The following is a 20532-nucleotide window of genomic DNA, read 5'->3' on the forward strand; positions in this document are numbered from 1 at the left end:
GAGTATGGAACAGCGCAAAATAATCCACTCACTGTGCCCTAAATGAAAAAAAGTAGAAGCTATACACATGCAAGCTCCCCTCGTAACCAGTTACTAAACACTGCAATACGTTGCCCCCTTGGAGACTCGGTATCATACATTAAGCGATATTGCGCACCAGGTTCGAGACCCGCGGCATAGGGCTGTACCAGTAGCCCTTGCTCAATGTGGTAGGCAGCTTGTTTGGCAGATCCTAAACAGACACCATGTCCAGCGAGGACAGCACTCATCGCCACATCAATGTTGTTTACCTGTAATACTTGGCAATCGGAAAGGTCAGGGGAGATGGAAACTTGTTTAAACCACTGAGGCCAGTACTGCTTTTCTGCATAATCGATAAGCCAACAGCCTTTTAAACTACTGGGATTATATTCATCCAACTGTTGTGCAACCTCCACAGAACACAACGGTACAATTGGATCATCAAATAAAACCTCACAATGATACTCTGGATAAGGCACTCTGCCGTAGCGAATGGCAACATCAATGTTACCTTGACGCAAATCTTCGGTGTCCTTTGAAGTCAATATTCGAAGCGTTATATCAGGAAACGCAATAGCAAACTTCCACATTCTAGGCACCAGTACTAAAGATGCAAAGGACTGAGTCGTGGTTATGGTTAGTTCTCCAGACAAGGGTTCACATTGGATTTTTTTGAGCCCATCGACAATGCTATCAAACCCCAAACATATTGCGTCTCTAAGTACCGCCCCTTGCTGGGTTACATGCATATTTCGACCGCTGCGATAAAATAGTTTACACCCTAGCTGCGCTTCCAATTTGCGAACTTGCTGGCTCACCGCTGCTTGCGATACGTGCAGTTCATTGGCCGCTTTACTATAGCTCTTGAGTCTTGCCGCGGCTTCAACCATGCGTAACCCAGAAATATTTACGAGCTCCTTGTACATAATTTTTACTTATAGTTTGGTTAATTATATATCGTTCGAGTTGAATCGTTTTATACCACATAATTACCCCTGAGGCATGATAGGAGGCATAAAATTGAAAGAACAAAAACTTGAATTTAAAAAAGAAAAAAAACATTTACAACCAACAAAAATAGAGCATTGGTTACGAGTTATCGCTCAAAAGCTACAATTAGCGCATCTATGCGCTCACAAATAAAATAACTAATAATTATAGTTAATATAGTTTTATTGTTGCGCAATTTAGTAATTTTATTTACTGCGAAAAAGGACAAGTTTTTGACAAAAAGGTAGGTCCAGCAGCAATTACAACTATTTTTGGCTGTGATCTTTGCAACCTGATCTGACGTACTCTATGTTTAAAGCAGACATTGTAGTCTTGCTATGGATCAAGAGGTAAGAAGCGCATGATTAAAGGAATTATTTTCGACTTGGATGGCACACTCGTCACATCAAGCTTAGATTTCGCAATGATGAAAGCGCAGCTTGGATGTCAAAGAGAAGACGACCTTCTCGAATTCGTATCATCACTGCCCTCACCTTACATGCGCGAAGAAGCAATGGATTTGATCCGTCAACATGAGCTACAAGATGCTAATCAATGTACGTTTATTCCAGGTGCCAAAAACGCCGTAGATACACTCCACCAACGAGGGTTTAAACTTGCAATCGTAACGCGAAATTTTAGTAAAGCGGCACAGATTAAACTGCAACGCTGCAACATGCCAATTGATATCGTCGTTACCAGAGATGACGCACCAGCCAAACCTGATCCTTCAGCATTACTCTGCATCGCAGATCGTTGGAAAATCGCAAGAAGTGAGTGCATATATGTAGGCGATTATCTCTATGACATTCAGGCCGCTCACAATGCTGATATGCACGCTTGCTTCTTTGCCCCACACGCGCTGCCAGACTACGCCAATCAAGCTGATCTCATTTTTACAGATTGGGAGCAATTCGCAGAGATGGTCGAGCAATTAAACCTAAAAACTCTGCATCAATTGGCATAAAAAGCGCGAAATCCGGCTTATTGCCTCAGATAGGCACGGTCATTCCTAATAGGGTATAGCCCAAAGCCCTCAGTCTTGTTAGAATCTTTGCCATTAAAATTTCAAATAACGAGAATTAAGATGGGTAGAGCATTTGAAGTCCGCAAAAACGCCATGGCAAAAACGGCAGCGGCAAAAACCAAAGTAAATTCTAAATACGGTAAAGAGATCTACGTTATAGCTAAAAATGGCGGTGCAGATCCGGAAACTAACCTATCCCTTCGTCGCTTGATCGACAAAGCCAAAAAAGATCAAGTTCCAGCACACGTTATTGAAAAAGCAATCGAAAAGGCAGCTGGTGGTGCAGGTGAAGACTACTCACCTGCACGTTACGAGGGATATGGCCCAGGTAACTGTATGGTGATTGTTGACTGTTTAACAGACAACCCTAATCGTACAATTAAAGATGTACGTCTACCATTTACAAAAACAGACTCAAAGATCGGCAGCCCTGGCTGTGTAGCGCATATGTTTGACCACTTTGCAATTTTAGGTTTTGCTGGTGATGACGACGAAGCAGTATTAGAAGCGCTAATGATGGCGGACGTTGATGTAACGGATGTAGAAGTTGAAGATGGCAAAGTGTCTGTATTTGCGCCGAATACAGAGTACTTCAAAGCGAAAACAGCTTTGACAGAAGCATTTGAAGGTATCACATTTGAAGTAGACGAAATTACTTGGATCCCTCAAACACACGTAGAAATTGAAAGCGAAGATGACATTGCTAACTTCGAAAAGTTTATGACAATGCTAGAAGATTGTGATGACGTACAAAACGTTTACCACAACGCCATCGTTAAAAAGTAATACGACCGATAACTAAAAAAGCCAGCATACGCTGGCTTTTTTTAGGTCTCAAATTATGCTTTACAGATCAAACGTGCGTGACACAGAAAAAGCAATGCGTTCGTCGGACGTATCTGAATCAATTGATGTGTCTTGCGCTGCGATTTCGATATCAAAGTTAGCAAGGCTGGTGGCGTAAGCTAACTCATAGTAGTGATAAGAGGTATCACTGCCATCCCAGCTAAATTTATCACCATCCAATGAGTTTGAAACGGTATAGCTGACCGTAATATCATGGTTTTCAGCAACTGTGAAAGCATGCGACAATGATGAAATTGTGTGACCGGCTTCAGTCCCAGCATAGTCCCAACTATAAAAGAAGCTAAAGCTAGTTTGGCCAAGGGCATTTTCATACCCAAACTTAGTATAGGCTTCAGGGTAGTTTAAGTCGCTAGAGTCATCACCGCCATAGTAGCTGTAATAAGCAATACCAATATCCACACTCCATGCACTGCTTAAATCAAAAGTGCGGCCCACATACACGTCAATCTCAACATCCGTGCCATCACTAAAATCGACATTTGATGCCCAAGAACCCGCGTACCAGTTTGTCTTCGAATCACTATAATCAAGGCTTGCTTGCAGTGCGAAGTCATTTTCTGTCTGACTAATACCATTAAATGTGTAGTCTGATGCACCCGTGATGGTCGATGACCAATCAGCCATAGCACTATGGGTAGCCAGTGCTAAAGGAAGCACATAAAAGGAAGTTCGCAGAGTTTTAATCATATTATTTGTCTCAATGAGCGTGGCATATTACCACCACGATATTGTCACTGTGATATTCAGACCTAGGTTTGAAATCACATATTTACTTTTGTCGTTAAAGTTTAGTGTAATCGGCAGGTTAAACAAGGGGTTGAACCGAGTTTTGCGCTTTCATCCACTTAAATAAAATTGTTATTTTAACAATATAACTGTAATTTAGGTTACTCAGTTACGACGAAACAGCAGCAAAAAAATAACTAATAAAAAAATCTTATTTATTATTTTTTTATTTTAAATATAAAAACTTAGAACAAATAACAAGCATATTACCGACTCCTCGCTTGTCTAGCAATTCAACATTTATGTCCTGTAATACCGCGCATTTATTCATTTAATTGCATGTTAATACACCACACACACTCAAAATTCACAAAAATTAAATTAAACCTTAACTTTTTACATATTTACTATGCAAAAAATGCAAAAATTAGAGTAATTACTTATGAACATATCCCGTCGCAGTTTTATCAAAAGCAGTGTAGTCATATCGAGTTTGCCTCTGTCACTGTCCCTCTCAGGGTGCACCTTTTCAGAAAACCCATTCAGCCATGGTGTGGCCAGTGGCGACCCTTTAGCTGATCGCGTCATTTTATGGACACGGATAACCATACCAAAAGAGATCAGCGATCATGTCGATCTAGCTACGTTAACCGTTAAGGTGCTCTGGCAAGTCGCAACTGACATAAACTTTTCAAATATGGTCGCAGAGGGTCATGTGATCACAGATCAAAACAAAGACTTTACCGTGAAAGTCGATGCAATGGGATTGCGTGAAAGCACCCGTTATTTCTATCGCTTTATTGTCGATGAGCTAGATGAACCACTCATTTCTCCGGTGGGTAGAACAAAGACTTTGCCACTTTATGATGTATCGAACATCAAGCTCGCAATGGCTTCATGCTCTCACTTTAGCTATGGTTATTTTAACGTTTATGCACGTATTGCTGAAATATCAGACCTCGATGCGGTCTTGCATCTAGGTGATTACTTGTATGAGTATGGGAATAAAGACATTTATCGCAATCCATTTCTATGGAATCGTAAAGTTGTACCCGCCCATGAAATGGTCACACTGTCCGACTACCGCCAGCGCCATGCCTGTTATAAAACAGATGAAGATCTTCAAAAGTTGCACCAAACACATCCAATGATCTGCGTTTGGGATGATCATGAATTCACAAATGATACTTGGCGAGGTGGTGCTGAAAATCACAATGAAGGTGAGGGCAGTTGGCAATCCCGAAGTCAGGCTGCTATTAAAGCTTACTATGAATGGATGCCAATCCGTGAGCCTAGTAATAGCCACCGAGAAAAGGCATACCGACGCTTTCAATTTGGCGATTTGGCCGAGCTCAATATGCTAGACACTCGATTTGTAGGGCGAGATCAACAAGTTGACGTCAATGACCCTGAAAGATTAGATGCACAGCGCACCTTATTAGGGTTTGAACAAGAGCAATGGTTACAAGACAACTTGCTTGAAGGAAAGCGACAGGGTGTACAGTGGCAATTACTCGGTCAACAAGTGCAAATGATGCAAATTCAAATGCTGGGCAAACCTATCAATGCCGATGCATGGGATGGCTACCCAGCAGCCAGAGTAAGATTGCTCGACTTTATTGATGCGAATAATATCGATAACGTCGTCGTACTTACCGGTGATGTTCACTCTTCTTGGGCTGCGAATATCTGTAAAGACCCCTATGACTGGCGAAAGTATAACCGCTTTACGCATGATGGGGCCGTTGCCGTCGAAATAGTGACCTCCTCTGTTACTTCGCCATCGATACCGGTCCCTGGTTTGCAACAAATTGTGGGTGATGTAGGTAAAATATTAATGCCAGAAAACCCTCATATTCGCTACGTAGATTTAGCAAATCGTGGTTTTGTCACGCTAGATATAAATCGCTCTAAACTGGTTGCAAAATGGCACCATGTACCATTTGTCGGGTTTAAAAACGACCAAGTATATGTCGGCAAGCAATTTACAGTCTATTCAGGCCAAGCAAAGTTACAATAGCAATTGAAAGATAGATGAGCTTGCTTTAAAAGCCCACCATGCGGGCTTTTAAATTTTTTTTTAGTTTTTTTCTTGAAAACTGTTTTGACCGTCCATAAATAGTGTATTGAGGACGCCGACAGGGTCCCAAACCAAATTAAGAACATTACTTTTAACCTGTTTACTGGTTCATATGAAGAGTAAACAGGTATTATCGCTTAACTGAGGATATATATTATGCGCAACGTAGATCTAACTCCACTTTATCGTTCATTCATCGGATTCGACCACCTTGCTTCACTTATGGACCGTGCAGCACACAACGGCAAGCAAGCAAGTTTCCCTCCATATAACATTGAAGCGTTGGACCATGATAAGTACCAAATTACGATGGCTGTCGCAGGTTTTACCAATGATGAGCTACACATTGAGTCTGAGAATAATACACTCAGAATAAAGGGCCAAAAAGCCAATAAAGAAGACAAAGTTGAGCGCAAATTTATTCACCAAGGTATCGCGGAACGTAACTTTGAGCAAAGCTTTCAATTGGGTGACCATGTTCGCGTAATCGGTGCTGAATTGGAAAATGGCCTACTGGTAATAAGCCTAGAAAGAGAGGTACCAGAGGCGTTAAAACCAAGAAAAATAGAGATTGGTACCGGTAAGCTCTTAGAAAGCGAAGGCTAAACTTTTCTTAAACTTGTTTTCATTGAACTTCCCTGAATAAGCCGCCCATTGCGGCTTTTTCCGTTTCGTGTAAATCCCCTTTACAGCCATTAGTACGTTCTTTCAATAGTACATAACGCGTTGTTTTTGCATTTAGTTTTATTACTCGAATTAGCATGGTTGAACGACTGTTTAGTGCTTGGTTCAACACCTTTTTGAAGACATGTTTTCTGATATTTCCTGGACTCTGACGAAGCATCTGCGATCTGTTTCGTACTCGATACGATTGCCGAAACAGCAGTCAGTACAATAGGAAACAACAAATCTCCCGTCATAGCAGGGAAGCGGCCATCTTGAGATTTATAATAATAATCTTGAGTCACGTCAGTCACTTCTCGCTCTACACCACAACTTTCATCAAAGTAAATTTGTTTGGAGGGAGAATATACGCATCCACTCAAAAGTGCCGACATGATTAAACACGGCAGGCCATTTTTCTTTTTCAAAAAATACGTCCTTTACATCACAGCTTATGTACTCAAATTAGCATATACATCAGAAGAGTGTGTAAAAAAGTGTGGAGAGTAACGCAGACTAATAGGCTAAAGGTATCGAGAAAAGAAGGCCTGCAACAAGACATGCAGACCGTTCGCTCTATAGTGTTTGGTTACTGCACAAGTCCATATTCGCCTTATCTTTTAATTTTAAGCAGTACATAGAGGTTTCATCTACTTTAATACCATTGACAGCAAAACTCGAAAACCAACTAAATACCAATGCCAAACTAATCAATGCATATTTTTTATATGGAGGAAGCGTTGTCATATAAATTACCTTAAATAAGCTCAATTGCAGCCCAGTCTATACCGAGCTGACTTGAATAAAATGCCAAGCAGTGCCCACGTTTAAAAACAGTCAACGGACAACCATCAATTATTGAAAAATGCGTATATTTTTCACTTCACCAACGAAGGGGTAGGTCCCTTTTTGCGGTGATCCGATACTCAAAGGGATATCATTTTCCTCTGGAATAACAACTTCTTTAGCGCCGATAAACTGACCATCGATGTGCAGTGAAAGTAAGTTGCCAGATAACTGCATCACCAGTTTATGCCATTGACCATCGGCGTAGTTGCCTGCATTCACACCTTGTCCGTTAACACGGGCACTGAGCACGCCTTGCTTGTTTATTTGGATGTAATACGGGTTTGTAGTGCCATAGTTTCCTTTTGACAGCGCAAACCCTGCTTTTGTGGTATTCCAAGTATGATATTTAAATTCCAGTTCGATGGTACTAAAACGGTCAATATCGCCAAGCTCTACGCGTTGTTCTACACCGTTAAATACGCTTTTATAACCACCAAATGTCACGCCATGCCGGCCATTGCCAGAGAGATCACATACGCTATCAACAATTGACCATGCACCGATTAAATTGTCACCCGTCACACGTTTTGCACAACGGCGTTGCATTAATTGGGCATCAAACAAGCTATCAATATGCGTGGTTTGCTGAACATGAGCCTGCGCCACATCCGCAAGGCTAGAGTCATACCTTTGTTGGCTTTCGAAACCATTGAATCCAGCCCCCTTTAAACCAACAACATAAGGCATGATGACACGGCCATATTTACTGTCATGTCGCATAAATGCCCACTTATCAAGTGCCTCATTCTGCGCTGTATTTGTCACATTCCAAAACACCAAGTGTTTTAAATGATTTGGCTGTGCGCTTTGAGCACCTCCCATGAACCCGTAGTTCCAGCCACCTTTACTGTCCTCAATCAAATTGCTATACGGCATATTCGCATGCAAATTATGAAAACGATCAGAAGCGTGGGTTGAGCCAGAGATAACATTGCCAGTTGCTTTATGTGAAAACCCAGCCGCATGCCAGTGATGCGCTTGATCATCAATATCGCGCGCCAGTACGTGCGTTGATGCATTAATGTCTAAGCTCAAGTGCCCTGGGTTTCCACCAAAATGGATATCTTTTAGTGTGATAGCAGCGCCGTTGACCACCGTTATGCCTTGGTTAACATCAATAATATCAATATTTTTGAGCCACGCATTTGCGACTCGCGAAACTCGTAAAGCGCTCCAACCACCATCGTGTACACCACTCAAATGATGCTTGAATTCAGCTTGCCAATTACCTTGAATCGTCAGATTCTCAATACCGATGTTTTCAATCAATGTGGCTTTTTTTAATCCCCAATACCCATCACCTTGGACGGCGTGGTGAATTGGAGCGGCAAAAGTGACTTGGTTGCCTTCAATCGCGGTAATTTCATGGTATTCTTGCGAGCGTAAGCCTTTTTTGATCCCGCCCCATTTTCCCTCTAATTTGTACGGAGACAAAGCTTCTGCAATGGTATCTTCACGAGGGTCAAAGCGTGACAATTGAACCCACTGACCAACCTTCAATAAAGTACTGTCACTCACTTGTATCGTCCGTGTGGAATGCCTCGGATGTGTAGAGATCACATCGGTGATGAACTTCTCACCACTTGGAGAGACGACTTTTTGACTCACACCCTTTACACGGGGATCACGATTATCATAGTTATATCCGATTTCAAATAGAAATGGGCTAGTCCACATCTTAGATGGATACACCAAGTCTAAGTGTTTATCCATATATAAGATACTTTGTTTACTTTCTCCCCGTAATACCATATTGCCTCGTGAAAGCCGAATAGATCCGCCGGCACGGCTTTTACGGCCCATGGCAGTATCGGACATATCTAGGTGTTCAACATCAGCTTGGGTATTTAAATCATAGATACCGTCTGGGAAATAGATAATCGCGCCGCGACCTCCTGCATCGATATATGCATGTGCAGCGGAAATCGCATCACGAACAGCCTGTTTATCAGAGCGACCAGTTTTTATGTCAGCACCAAACTCTGTGACGTCAAAAGTACGGTAACCCAGAGTGTTAACGTCTGGGATCGGTTGATTTGAAAACTGGTAACCTGCGTAAGAATAATTGGCAATGATCTGATCATCCGCTATTTTCGAGTCGGGATCTCTTAGATCAGACTGTACCGTTCTCGACGTCAGGTAACTCTGCCAAAAGTCATTTGTATAGCCCTGAATAGGAATGGTACTTGCAATTGCACACAATGCAGAAACAAGTGTTTTAGTTGAAAAGCTTTTCATCTCTAACCTCAATTTGCTAACAATTTAGCGGTATTGAGTAGATCTGGCGCTCACATCCTAAATGAGTATTCATAATATTCCTGATTATGAAGCAACCCCGCTATCGTGGGTTCTGCATACGAATACAGAACCTTTAGACCGGAAGCTTTGCGTCCTAGATTTTCATCTAGTTTGCCAGTAACTACAGTTTGTTTAATTTTCAAAAGGAATTTATAGGAAGGTTCCAAATACGTCAAACACAAATTAGAGCATTAATCCTAATTGATTGTTCAGCCTGGAATTAAAAATTAAAAAAAATGGAAACTATAAAATAATTTACCTATATAAGGTCCTCTCATTCAAACATCAAAAGGGGTTATTTCAAATAAATGACAAAAATAAAGCACGATAGGTCATGTCTGAATACTTAAAAATCACGCGCAAAACGCATAACCATTCAACTTTTTAAGATATGTAACCATCTAGTCAAACGACTAGGCATACACGCGAGGAAAGCGCAATGTGAACCTTGCTCCACCTAATTTAGGACAGTGGTCAACCTCTATGGACCCTCGAAAGCGTTGCACTATTTTTGCAGTAAATGCCAAGCCGATTCCAAACCCTTGGGTTGAATCTTGGCTCAACCTCACAAAGGGCTTAAAAATAGCCTCATGTTGCTTAGCACTTATGCCGCCACCATCGTCACTGATTGTAAATGCGACCGTTTCTTTTTCTATGATAACTGCCAATAAACTTTGTCCGTTACCGTATTTAAGCGCATTTTCTATAATATTAGAAAGTGCCATAATGACATAACTTTGCTCTGCATTTATGTAAAAGTCTGTATTCGGTGCACACACTGCCATCGATTTATTAACATCATTAAATACAAGCTCTTGTAGCAGAGTTTGCCCACACACAGGGTGGGGGCTTGCATCATCTAAACTGTGTTGAAGACGCGCGAATTCAAGCATATGAAGTAACAACCGCTCCATTTCATCTAGCTGCCTATTAATTCTGACTTCGTACTTTTCGCGTTGTGTGTCGTCGTCAGTTTCAACCAGGGTATCCAAACCCATACGTATCCGCGCAAGCGGTGTTCTCAACTCATGTGACAACCCCCCTGCTAACAACTTAATATCATCCATCAACACATTGATTTTGTCAGCCATGTGATTGAATGACAACTCAATATCCCGCAGGTACCAAAGCGTGCCAATATTCAGCCTCACACCTAATTGCCCATCGCCTAACCGGTTAGCGGCTTGCCTTAGTTTTATTAGCCGTCTTATAAAAGGTGTAAGGAAAGCGACCATGATTGTAACTAGCAAACCATAAAATGAGATTGTTAAGCTTAGACTATGCTCACTAAAAGGGCGCGGCTTGTCATATTGATAAACCAAAATTGTGCCCTGACTTGTCAGTAGATGTATCATGACATGTTTTTGTGTTTCCAAGTAAACCGGTTCACCTCGTTCAAGTTGCTGCATAAGCACATCCGGTAAAGGGTATACTTGGGGCTCACGATACACAATCTTAGCCGCCCGACCATTTTCTTTGGGCACGGTTATTGACTCTGACATTTCGCTGGCTGCAATGGCGCGTAGTAAAGGGATAGCCAATTCTATCTCATCAAACGACGAGTGTTGGTGGCTCCCATTGTCCGATGTGTAAAACTGATCAATGACTTGCCCCAGTACAATACTTGCTAGCAGTAATACGCCAACCAATGCAATCACAAACTGCCACATGATGTCACCTACCACACATCTTTTGCCAATTGATACCCCTTCCCCCACACAGTTGCGATTTTATAGGGCTCATTGATATCGCCAAGTTTTTTGCGCAGACGTGAGATACGTAAATCGATGGAGCGATCAAATCCATCATATTCAAAGCCTCGTAATTTCTGAATGAGTACTTCGCGTGTAACCACAGAGCCTGCATGTTGCGCAAGCACCCACAGCACATCAAATTCATTACTGGATACTTTTATATTAAGACTATTGAGTGTCACATTTCTGGTATCTGGGTTCACCTCTAGTTGACCCAAAACAATCGAAGAGGAGGGCCGCACAGAGTGACAAGATCGCCTCAGCAAACTTTTGATCCGAGCTTCCAAAAGCCTGCCTCTTACGGGCTTAGTGAGATAGTCATCAGCCCCCATTTCTAAGCCCAGAATTTCGTCGACTTCTTCATCCCTCGTCGTAAGCATAAGGATAGGGATTGTCATGCTGCTGCTCAATACTCGGCATACCTCCAAACCATCCATGCTAGGTAGCATACCATCCAAGATAACCAGATCTGGCGGCGCGAGCTTTATCCCCTCCAGCCCTGCTTTACCATCATGGTACACAGTCACCTGATATTTTTTTACTTCAAGATACTCTGCTATCCACTGTGCCAATTCGACATCATCTTCTACTAGCGCGATTCTAATCGTTTCCATCACTAACCCTTAGAACATACGCCAACGAACGGCTTTATTTTTGCGCTTCTTATAGATCCACGCATATTGCACTTTACCACTGTATATCAATTGATGTTCGCTGTCTTTGAGGCTTAGTACCACATCCCGAGTCATTTCTAGCTCGTTTTTCCATGTTCCAGCTTTTGCAGACTGCCAACAATGGTTCTTAACCTCATCAATAAATAAGCAGTAATTTCCCTTTATTTCTGTTTGCCACCGCACCGTGATATCGATAAAACAACTTTGACCTTGCTCTAAAGCCACACATTGGTCGGGCCTGATTATAAATGGCGTTTGGGCCGGCATTGCAAAGACGAGAGTAGGAAAAATCGCGAGCAAATACATATATTTATTCATCGAATTCTCCTAGAACACATAGTTTAATGTCAAAGAAACATGTCGACCAAGTTCACTGCGATTGCCGTTATATTTTTTAGCCAGCTTGGAATAAGGGCTGTCATCAATACTGCTGGCGTAATCAGTTATACCAACGGTGCCATCTAGTACCCAAGATGCGCTGAGTGGTTTAGTAAAGCCGACCTTTAAATGCGAGTTAAAGCCACCAGATGCTTCGTAAGGCGCTAATATTACCGCGTCTTCTGGTACACCATAGTAATAATCCAGCATCTGACTATTACGATACTGGAGGCCAACTGAACCGTAAAAATGCCAATTCTTGTATTGCCAAGAACGGGCGATCCAAGCCGATGCATATACACCATCGTTATATTCACTATTATCGGCTTTAGGAGCAACAAGTGCTTGAAACTGATAGTCCCCTAACGCCGCTGAGGCCCTAATTCCAATATAAGCGGTGCGATCTTTATCACTGCCATCTTTGGGGTGGACATGATAGTTTAGCGGCGCATGCGCTGATGAATAAATGACATCAAACTCCCAGTTTCCATGGTTATAAAGGTTGTATCCCATGACCCAACTGGGTTCAAACTTGTTTGAATTACCAGGCACTTCGATAAACAGTCCGTTTTCAAAGTAGTAATTACCACTAATGACGAGATGTGTGCGTGTTTCGATATCAGACAGTAAACCGCCGGAATAAGTCAGACTGGCCCCTACGGACAAAAAACCACCGACTTCACGTTTACTATAAAACCCTTGCCAAAAATCAGGCTCTGACTTGGCATATATAGCACTTGAGCTATAGAGAGACAACACAGCTGCAAGTAGCGAATGACCTGTTATTTTAGAGAACATAGCAATTTCTTATTTTTGTACATTTGCTAATTAATATATTGAAAACGCATTAAAAATAGCGTGTCTAATTATACCAAGGTGTATCAAATTGTATCTAATAACAAACTACTAGGCAGGGAATATGTCAAGGGGGTTTACACTCTGCACTGTCCTCTCAAGTGCAGAGCTACAAAGCAAGCCAGACTATTTATGTTGCGCCTTATATAGGCGTCGATAATGGTGAAGTAACGGCTCGGTGTAGCCATTTGGTTGATTTCGCCCTTCAAAAACGAGTGCCACGGCGGCTTGAAAAGATAAGTTTTCAGCGTCTGGGCGCCCATTACAGCACATCATTTGGTAATTTGGATCCGCACTATTTTGGTTATCCACAACGCTGGCCATTTTTGCGAACGTATTTAGCACTTGTGCTTCCGTACAAATTCCATGATACAACCAATTTGCAATGTGTTGGCTTGAAATGCGTAAAGTGGCTCGATCTTCCATTAAACCCACATGAGATATATCCGGTACCTTAGAACAACCAATGCCTTGATCAACCCACCTCACAACGTAGCCAAGTATGCCTTGTATATTATTATCCAATTCAGCTTGAATATCAGATTCACTTAGTTGATGACCGCGCATTAAAGGTGGGGTTAATAGTTCGGTGAGACTCTGAGATTGGCGAGATAAAATCGCTTGCTGACACGCTTGTACATCTATTTCGTGATAATGCATCGCATGTAACGTTGCCGCAGTCGGGGAGGGCACCCAAGCAGTATTCGCACCAGCACGCAGTTGGTCAATTTTTTGCTCCATCATTTGAGCCATTTTATCCGGTTTAGCCCACATCCCTTTACCTATTTGTGCTTTGCCTTTAAAGCCATATGCCAACCCCACTTCAACATTTTGATTTTCATAAGCGGTGATCCAAGGTTGGGACTTAATTTGCTCTTTTGGTAATACCGCTCCAGCAAGCATAGATGTATGGATCTCATCCCCAGTTCTATCTAAAAATCCTGTATTAATAAAGACAACACGCGCTTTAGCAGCATAAATACACGCACTTAAATTGACTGACGTACGGCGCTCTTCATCCATTATGCCCATCTTTATCGTATTTGCAGGCAAAGAAAGTAACCGCTCTACTTCACTGAATAACAATTCAGTGAAAGCGACTTCTTCGGCACCGTGCATTTTAGGCTTTACTATGTTGATACTTTTAGCTGTTGAATTGCGGCATCCATTGCTTTTCTTCAAATCATGTAATGCCGCAGTGGCAGTTATGATCCCATCTAAAATGCCTTCGAATACTTCATCACAATTCATGTCTAAAATGGCAGGCGTCGTCATTAAATGACCAACATTTCGCACAAACATCATGGCACGACCAGCCAATGAAAGCGGTTCTCCATCCAGTGACACGTATGTTCGATCAGCATTGAGTTCACGTGTGATTACCTCACCGCCTTTGAGGAATTGCGTTGTTAACGCACTCGTATTGAGCTGTAACCAATTTCGATAAACTTGGATTTTATCTTCCGCGTCAACCGCTGCCACGGAGTCCTCACAATCCATGATGGTTGTTAGCGCGGCTTCCAAGATCACATCTTTGATCGCCGCTTTATCAGCCTGACCAATGGGATCGCTGGGATCAATGAGCAGTTCGAAATGCAGTCCATTGTGTTTAAACAATAATAGCGAGGGGTTTTGAATTTGTCCCTGATAACCAATCAACTGCATTGGATCTAATAAAGGGACTTGCCTACGATCGTTCAAAGTAACAATAAGTTCTTTATTTACAATGCTATAGTGAGTGCTTTCGATGTGTGAGCCATTTCTCAGAGGCAATACTTTATCCAGAAACTGCCTCGCATATGCCATCACTTTAAACCCCCTCACAGGGTTATACTGAGTACTTTTTTCAGCGCCGTCCTCTTCAGGCAAAATATCCGTGCCGTATAGGGCGTCGTACAAAGATCCCCATCGAGCGTTCGCGGCGTTTAATGCAAAGCGCCCATTATTCACGGGGACAACAAGTTGAGGGGCTGCAACAAGGGCTATTTCGGGTTCTACATTCTGTGTGATGATTTCAAATCCAGAAGGTTTTGGTTGTAAATAACCGATAGATTCCAAAAATGTCCGATATTTAGCAGCATCCCAAGTAGGGTTTTCAACATGGAAGCGGTCAATTTTTTCTTGCATCTCATCGCGTTTAGCAAGTAAAGCGCGGTTTATCGGTGTGAGTTTATTGATTATGGTTGCCACACCTTGCCAATACGTCTCAGGTTCGATTGATAGCCCTGACAAGAGCTCTTGATTTACAAAGTCATAAAAGCTGCCATCAATTGTTAAGCCAGCTTGTTGAATAGTTGCACTCATATCCGAGGTCCTATGAACGATAATTTCTGAACGGGTTATTCAAAAATAAATCAATTTGTATAAAAACAAACCCCTTTAGCCATTCATTAAAAATATACTCATAATAACAACTATAAATTTAAAAAATCTAAAAAGTCGTCCTAGTGTTTAATTAAGCGTCACGGCACCTCTCACATATTCCGTTGTGACATACCGATTTAATCTAGCTAACTACTCGTTCGAAGGATAATAACCATGAGTGACTACCAAACACAGATCGACCGCTTTACAACGCTTTGCGAGTCAAAAAATCTAAACTGGCAATCAATTAACCCAGAATATGCGAGCAGAATGCATCTGCAAAATCGTTTTAAAACGGGTTTGGATATCGCGAAGCATACCGCCAAAGTTATGCGAGCAGATATGGCGCGTTATGATGCCGATGCGACGCAATATACACAGTCACTTGGCTGTTGGCATGGTTTTACCGCACAACAAATGATGATGGCAGTAAAAAGGCACAAAAAAACTACCAAAAAGGCATATGTTTACTTGAGTGGTTGGATGGTTGCAGCGCTGCGCTCTGAATTTGGCCCGCTTCCAGACCAAAGTATGCATGAGAAAACAGCAGTGCCAAAGCTAATTGAAGAGATTTATACCTTCCTTAAACAGGCCGATGCTCGAGAGTTAGACCATTTATATAAAGCGCTTGATGATATGAGATCAAAAGGCCAAGACTACAGCGCTATCCAGTCAGAAATAGACAATTATGAATCACATATTGTGCCTATAATCGCAGATATCGATGCGGGTTTTGGCAATGAGGAGGCGACATATCTGTTGGCCAAACAGATGATTGAAGCTGGTGCTTGCGCAATTCAAATTGAAAATCAGGTATCCGATGCCAAACAATGTGGTCATCAGGCTGGTAAGGTGACAGTCCCTCACGAGGATTTTTTAGCCAAGATTAACGCCGTACGATATGCATTTTTAGAGCTTGGTGTTGAAGAGGGTATTATCGTGGCGCGGACAGATTCTCTGGGCGCGAGCTTGACACAAAAGATCCCGGTATCAAAACAGCCCGGTGATATTGCAAGTCAATACACAGCCTTTCTAGATACACAAATCATTGATGATGTGAGTATGCTTCAGGATGGAGAAATGGCCATTAAGCTGGATGGTCAATTACAAAAGCCGACACGCTTGGAGAATGGCCTCTATCAATTCAAAGAAGGAACGGAAAAAGACAGAGTGGTGTTAGATTGCGTCACAAGCCTTAAAGCTGGCGCAGATCTGTTGTGGATTGAAACCGAAAAGCCTAACGTCGATCAAATTGCAGAACTGGTAAACCGTATACGTGAAGAAGTGCCCAATGCCAAATTAGTGTACAACAACTCACCTTCATTCAACTGGACCTTGAAGTTCCGTGAGCAAGCATACCAAGAGCTAAAAGCGCAAGGTGAAACATTAGAGGCGTATCCAGATCCGAGTATCGACCCAAAAGCACTCATGGCACCAGAATTAGACGGTACTGAGTTAGCGAGAATCGCCGACGAAAAAGTAAAAAGTTTCCAAATGGATGGGGCACAACAAGCGGGCATTTTTCACCATTTAATTACTTTGCCAACTTACCATACTGCCGCACTCAGCACAGATATGCTGTCTGAGGGTTACTTCGGAGAACTTGGCATGCTGGCATACGTCAGAGATGTTCAAAGGCAAGAAATAAGAAGAGCGCAAGCGTCTGTTAAACATCAGGATTTAGCGGGCTCAAATATCGGAGATACCCACAAAGAATACTTTAGTGGCGACAATGCACTCAAAGCTGGCGGCGAAGCAAACACAATGAACCAATTTTAAACACTTCAATCCCAACAACTAGGGCCTGAGGGCCCTTTTTACATGATCTGAAAAAATCATGATAGGGGTCAGTTTTGCATCTGTTTCAGATCACACTTTTACGCACTGTTGTTATCTGGATCAAGAAAATACTAGCTTATGAATTACAACAATTTTAAGTACGGTAAATGCACTTAATAATTCACTTTTTCGCCAAACATGACCGTAATTAAGTACGATTGGTGCATGCTAATCAATAATCCAGCACTAAATGCACATTTTCATTGCTCACAAAGCGAATTTTTACCAACTATTTTCGCTATTCAGATCTGAATTTTACCAACGAATTATCTTATAAATCATTTTTTTACTAACGCCACTTTGCTCAGAGCACATTTTTACTTACTCAAAATTGTAAAGCCCCTTTACATGATCCATATTTGTCACACATTTGTTGCATAGCATGCGACGGTCTTGATTTAACATGAAAAATTATGAAAAAAATATTCGTGCCTTTGTTACTAACCTGCATATTCTCTACAAAAAGCGTATCTGCAAGTATTGATGTAGAGGAATTAGAACGTCTAGAGAAACAAGGTAAGTATCAAATTGCATTAGATTTAATCGAGCCTTGGAGATTGGAAAACCTCAATCAGGAAAAAGCGCTTGAAGTGCTGTTAATACAGGCGAAAATCTACCGCAAGCAGGGACGATTTGAAAAAGCCATATCAACATTAGAATATATTGAAGAGAATCACTATTTAGACACGCCACTTGTTAGAACCCTCAATAATGAAAAAGGCATTAACTACCGCCGAATGTCACGCTTAGACGAAGCAGAGAAACACTATTATCGCGCATTGAAAGCCGCTCAGGAGCTCGAAGACAATACGTTAATCGGACTCGCGTATAGTAATTTAGGCACGCTGTACGATCATAAAGACCAATTGGCACAAGCCATGCAGTTTCAAATCAAAGCTCAAAGCTATTTGAAAGGCAGTAATGACCACTCGATTAAAGCGAGCAACTTTTATAACCTGGGTGACATTTCGGTTAGACTGGATGACTATGAACAAGCTGAAATCTTTTTTCGCTGGGCACTTGCTGAAGATAAAAAGCATGGCGAAATTGTGGCTATCGCAGACAGCGCTTTGAGACTTTCCCAAGTATCTTTTAAAAAAGAAAACCATGTACTAGCAATTGAGAATATCAACGAAGCACTTACATACTTAAAGCAAACAACGGCGAATGAAGCGCTCTCTCGAGCCTATCATATGTTAACCAGTAGCCACATAAAACTCGGTCAAGGCGAAGAAGCGCTGATCAATGCGCATTTAAGTTTGGACTTTGCAAACAAGGCACAAAGCTCTGTTCAATTGATTTATGCCCTCATTGGCGTAGCTCAAACATACTTATTTTTGGAACAACCACACTTAGCAGAGAACTATGTGTCTGAACTGGCGGACTTAGTCATAGAAGAAGAGCACTCGCCATTAACAATACACTATTATGAAATAGCTGCAGACTTAGCTGCACAACAAGGGAAAACCGATGAAGCCTATGCTTTTATTCAAAAGGCGCTCAATGCGCATAAAGCCAACGACATCAAACTGAACAACCAAAAAGCGCAGACTTATAGAAACAGCATTAGTAGCTTAGTTCAGCGCCAGCAGTTAGAAGTGTCTGAAAAAGAAAAAGCACTTGCCCAGAGTCAGTTAAAGCACAATAAATTTATGCAAAAAGCCTGGTTAATCTCTGGTTTCTCGGCGTTGTTTATATGTGCGCTATTGACCTACATCTACTTCATCAAACATCGTTCAGCAAACCTAGCAGCCAAATTATATCAACAAAACTTAAAGCAAAAAGAAAAACTCCTCGCTGATATTTCCCACGAGCTCAGAACCCCATTGAGCGTATTGAAACTCCATATAGAAGCTCTGGAGCACAATCTATTTGACGATAATAGCCGAGCTTATGCCAAAATAAATGACAAAATCTCACAGCTCAACGCGCTAATTACCGATGTTTACCAACTTTCTCAAGCCGAAAACAATGCTATAGAGCTCAATGAACAGATCCAGTGTGTTAGGACACTTTCTGAAAACTATAGCTATGACATTGCGCGTATGACAGAAAGTCATAATTTGGACTTTAGCAGTGAAATTGATATTCCGGATGGCGCAACCATTAACATTGACAAACCAAAGCTTGACCGGGTTGTTACAAACCTATGCAAGAACACTTGCCTGTATACAGATAGCCCTGGACGTGTCGTATTTAAAATGTATCAACACAAAGAGCACTTAAATATAGAGTTGCAAGATTCGTCACCGACCGTTACGGACGAAGAAATCCCGAAACTATTTGAGCGGTTATATCGTGTAGAAAGCTCTCGTAGTCGCGCAACCGGGGGATCTGGGTTAGGGCTGTCCATCTGTAAAAGCTTAGTTGAACTTATGTCAGGTAATATCGATATTAAACGAAGTGCACTTGGCGGCTTAGACATTTCAATCTCATTGCCAATCAAGTAAGTTTGTTGTCGAGTTTAAGCCAAGGAGTCAGTCTAATGGGCTGGCTCCTAGTTACCTTAAAAATACGAAAAAATAACTATTTTTAGAAAATAACGACCCAACTGCTCCGAGCACTTATCCTTTCTCATTTGCTCCATTTTCTATCCACATTGCATTGTTTTAATAAGCAACATGAACGGGAGGAATGAATTTATGTCACAGCGTACAATGAAACACAATGATTGGGTCAAAATTGCAGAGCGAAAGCGACGTCAGTCAAAAGTACCATCAAAGTCTAATAAGGTTTTGCCTTTTTGGTCTCTGTTACTTGCTGGCTTTTTGATTTTAGCGTCCGCTTGGAATTATTGGGTAGACAACAATTCAAAAACAATTGTACATGCTGATATTAGTGTTGAAGCGCAAAAACGCATCAACCGTTATTTCTCTAAACAATTTATGATGGGTAGCTGGAAACTAAGTCGTGTTAATTTTGACGAGGGAGAGCTCAACGTATTTATTCAGATCCCAACAAGGCTAGCGATGACTCGCAGCGAAATAAAAGGCTATATTCAACAATCACTTTGCCCTCATGCAAGTAGCAAAGTATGGAATGATGTAAAAAATAATGCACTTTACATCTTCTTGTACTCTGACAAACCTAGAAATGGTGATTACGCTTTATGTACCAGATAAAAAAGGGCTTTCAGCCCTTTTTTAT

General features: G+C 41.7%; 18 protein-coding genes and 1 riboswitch. Of the genes, 8 read left to right on the forward strand and 10 right to left on the reverse strand.

Annotation, left to right across the window (positions count from 1 at the left end; genetic code table 11):
* Nucleotides 1-59: 59 nt before the first annotated feature.
* Nucleotides 60-947, reverse strand: coding sequence for a LysR substrate-binding domain-containing protein (locus L1286_RS09965; RefSeq protein ID WP_235406776.1), 888 nt, complete (start codon nt 945-947; stop codon nt 60-62).
* Nucleotides 948-1041: 94 nt separating this feature from the next.
* Between L1286_RS09965 and L1286_RS24125 the strand changes: the two genes are divergently transcribed.
* The 3 genes from L1286_RS24125 to L1286_RS09975 all read left to right on the forward strand — a co-directional run bounded on the left by L1286_RS24125 (nt 1042) and on the right by L1286_RS09975 (nt 2824).
* Nucleotides 1042-1164 carry a hypothetical protein gene (locus tag L1286_RS24125; RefSeq protein WP_268832226.1) on the forward strand — a complete coding sequence of 41 codons (123 nt, stop codon included), beginning with the start codon at nt 1042-1044 and terminating at the stop codon, nt 1162-1164.
* A gap of 208 nt (nt 1165-1372) precedes the next feature.
* A complete protein-coding gene (locus L1286_RS09970; RefSeq protein WP_235406777.1) occupies nt 1373-1978 on the forward strand; it encodes an HAD family hydrolase in 606 nt (201 codons plus the stop codon).
* Between the two features lie 120 nt (nt 1979-2098).
* Entirely contained in the window at nt 2099-2824 is a 726-nt protein-coding gene (locus L1286_RS09975) for a YebC/PmpR family DNA-binding transcriptional regulator (protein WP_235406779.1), read from the forward strand.
* A 60-nt stretch (nt 2825-2884) separates the two neighbouring features.
* Here the strand turns inward: L1286_RS09975 and L1286_RS09980 are convergent, their stop codons facing one another.
* Nucleotides 2885-3592 (reverse strand): TorF family putative porin, encoded by a 708-nt coding sequence (locus tag L1286_RS09980; RefSeq protein ID WP_235406781.1) that lies wholly within the window; start codon nt 3590-3592, stop codon nt 2885-2887.
* A gap of 481 nt (nt 3593-4073) precedes the next feature.
* Here L1286_RS09980 and L1286_RS09985 point away from each other — a divergent pair, with 481 nt between their 5' ends.
* Together L1286_RS09985 and L1286_RS09990 are read left to right on the forward strand one after the other, a co-directional pair.
* Nucleotides 4074-5651: an alkaline phosphatase D family protein gene (locus L1286_RS09985; RefSeq protein WP_235406782.1), complete on the forward strand. Its 1578-nt coding sequence runs from the start codon at nt 4074-4076 to the stop codon at nt 5649-5651.
* A gap of 216 nt (nt 5652-5867) precedes the next feature.
* Nucleotides 5868-6317, forward strand: a complete 450-nt coding sequence (locus L1286_RS09990; protein WP_235406784.1) for an Hsp20 family protein — start codon at nt 5868-5870, stop codon at nt 6315-6317.
* An 89-nt stretch (nt 6318-6406) separates the two neighbouring features.
* Here L1286_RS09990 and L1286_RS09995 read toward each other — a convergent pair whose 3' ends face one another.
* The 8 genes from L1286_RS09995 to L1286_RS10030 all read right to left on the reverse strand — a co-directional run bounded on the left by L1286_RS09995 (nt 6407) and on the right by L1286_RS10030 (nt 15486).
* Nucleotides 6407-6769, reverse strand: a complete 363-nt coding sequence (locus L1286_RS09995) for a hypothetical protein (RefSeq protein WP_235406785.1) — start codon at nt 6767-6769, stop codon at nt 6407-6409.
* 181 nt (nt 6770-6950) lie between these two features.
* The gene (locus L1286_RS10000; protein WP_235406786.1) at nt 6951-7121 is read right to left on the reverse strand and encodes a hypothetical protein; all 171 of its coding nucleotides are present in this window, start codon (nt 7119-7121) and stop codon (nt 6951-6953) included.
* Between the two features lie 108 nt (nt 7122-7229).
* Nucleotides 7230-9461 (reverse strand): DUF4955 domain-containing protein, encoded by a 2232-nt coding sequence (locus tag L1286_RS10005; protein ID WP_235406788.1) that lies wholly within the window; start codon nt 9459-9461, stop codon nt 7230-7232.
* 87 nt (nt 9462-9548) lie between these two features.
* Nucleotides 9549-9647: riboswitch (cyclic di-GMP riboswitch) on the reverse strand.
* A 287-nt stretch (nt 9648-9934) separates the two neighbouring features.
* Nucleotides 9935-11191 (reverse strand): ATP-binding protein, encoded by a 1257-nt coding sequence (locus L1286_RS10010; RefSeq protein WP_235406789.1) that lies wholly within the window; start codon nt 11189-11191, stop codon nt 9935-9937.
* A gap of 8 nt (nt 11192-11199) precedes the next feature.
* Nucleotides 11200-11889 carry a response regulator transcription factor gene (locus L1286_RS10015; protein ID WP_235406790.1) on the reverse strand — a complete coding sequence of 230 codons (690 nt, stop codon included), beginning with the start codon at nt 11887-11889 and terminating at the stop codon, nt 11200-11202.
* 9 nt (nt 11890-11898) lie between these two features.
* Complete coding sequence (locus L1286_RS10020; protein ID WP_235406792.1) at nt 11899-12267, reverse strand: DUF3019 domain-containing protein; 369 nt, start codon at nt 12265-12267, stop codon at nt 11899-11901.
* Between the two features lie 9 nt (nt 12268-12276).
* Complete coding sequence (locus L1286_RS10025; protein WP_235406793.1) at nt 12277-13125, reverse strand: MipA/OmpV family protein; 849 nt, start codon at nt 13123-13125, stop codon at nt 12277-12279.
* Nucleotides 13126-13308: 183 nt separating this feature from the next.
* Nucleotides 13309-15486, reverse strand: a complete 2178-nt coding sequence (locus tag L1286_RS10030; RefSeq protein ID WP_235406794.1) for a malate synthase G — start codon at nt 15484-15486, stop codon at nt 13309-13311.
* A gap of 234 nt (nt 15487-15720) precedes the next feature.
* Between L1286_RS10030 and L1286_RS10035 the strand changes: the two genes are divergently transcribed.
* The 3 genes from L1286_RS10035 to L1286_RS10045 all read left to right on the forward strand — a co-directional run bounded on the left by L1286_RS10035 (nt 15721) and on the right by L1286_RS10045 (nt 20507).
* On the forward strand, nt 15721-17325 hold the full coding sequence (locus L1286_RS10035) for an isocitrate lyase (protein WP_235406796.1): 1605 nt from the start codon (nt 15721-15723) through the stop codon (nt 17323-17325).
* Between the two features lie 473 nt (nt 17326-17798).
* Nucleotides 17799-19835 (forward strand): tetratricopeptide repeat protein, encoded by a 2037-nt coding sequence (locus L1286_RS10040; protein WP_235406797.1) that lies wholly within the window; start codon nt 17799-17801, stop codon nt 19833-19835.
* Between the two features lie 192 nt (nt 19836-20027).
* Nucleotides 20028-20507 carry a hypothetical protein gene (locus L1286_RS10045; protein WP_235406799.1) on the forward strand — a complete coding sequence of 160 codons (480 nt, stop codon included), beginning with the start codon at nt 20028-20030 and terminating at the stop codon, nt 20505-20507.
* Nucleotides 20508-20532: the final 25 nt, after the last annotated feature.

It is taken from the genome of Pseudoalteromonas sp. SMS1 (assembly GCF_021530565.1).
Taxonomy (GTDB): Bacteria; Pseudomonadota; Gammaproteobacteria; order Enterobacterales; family Alteromonadaceae; genus Pseudoalteromonas.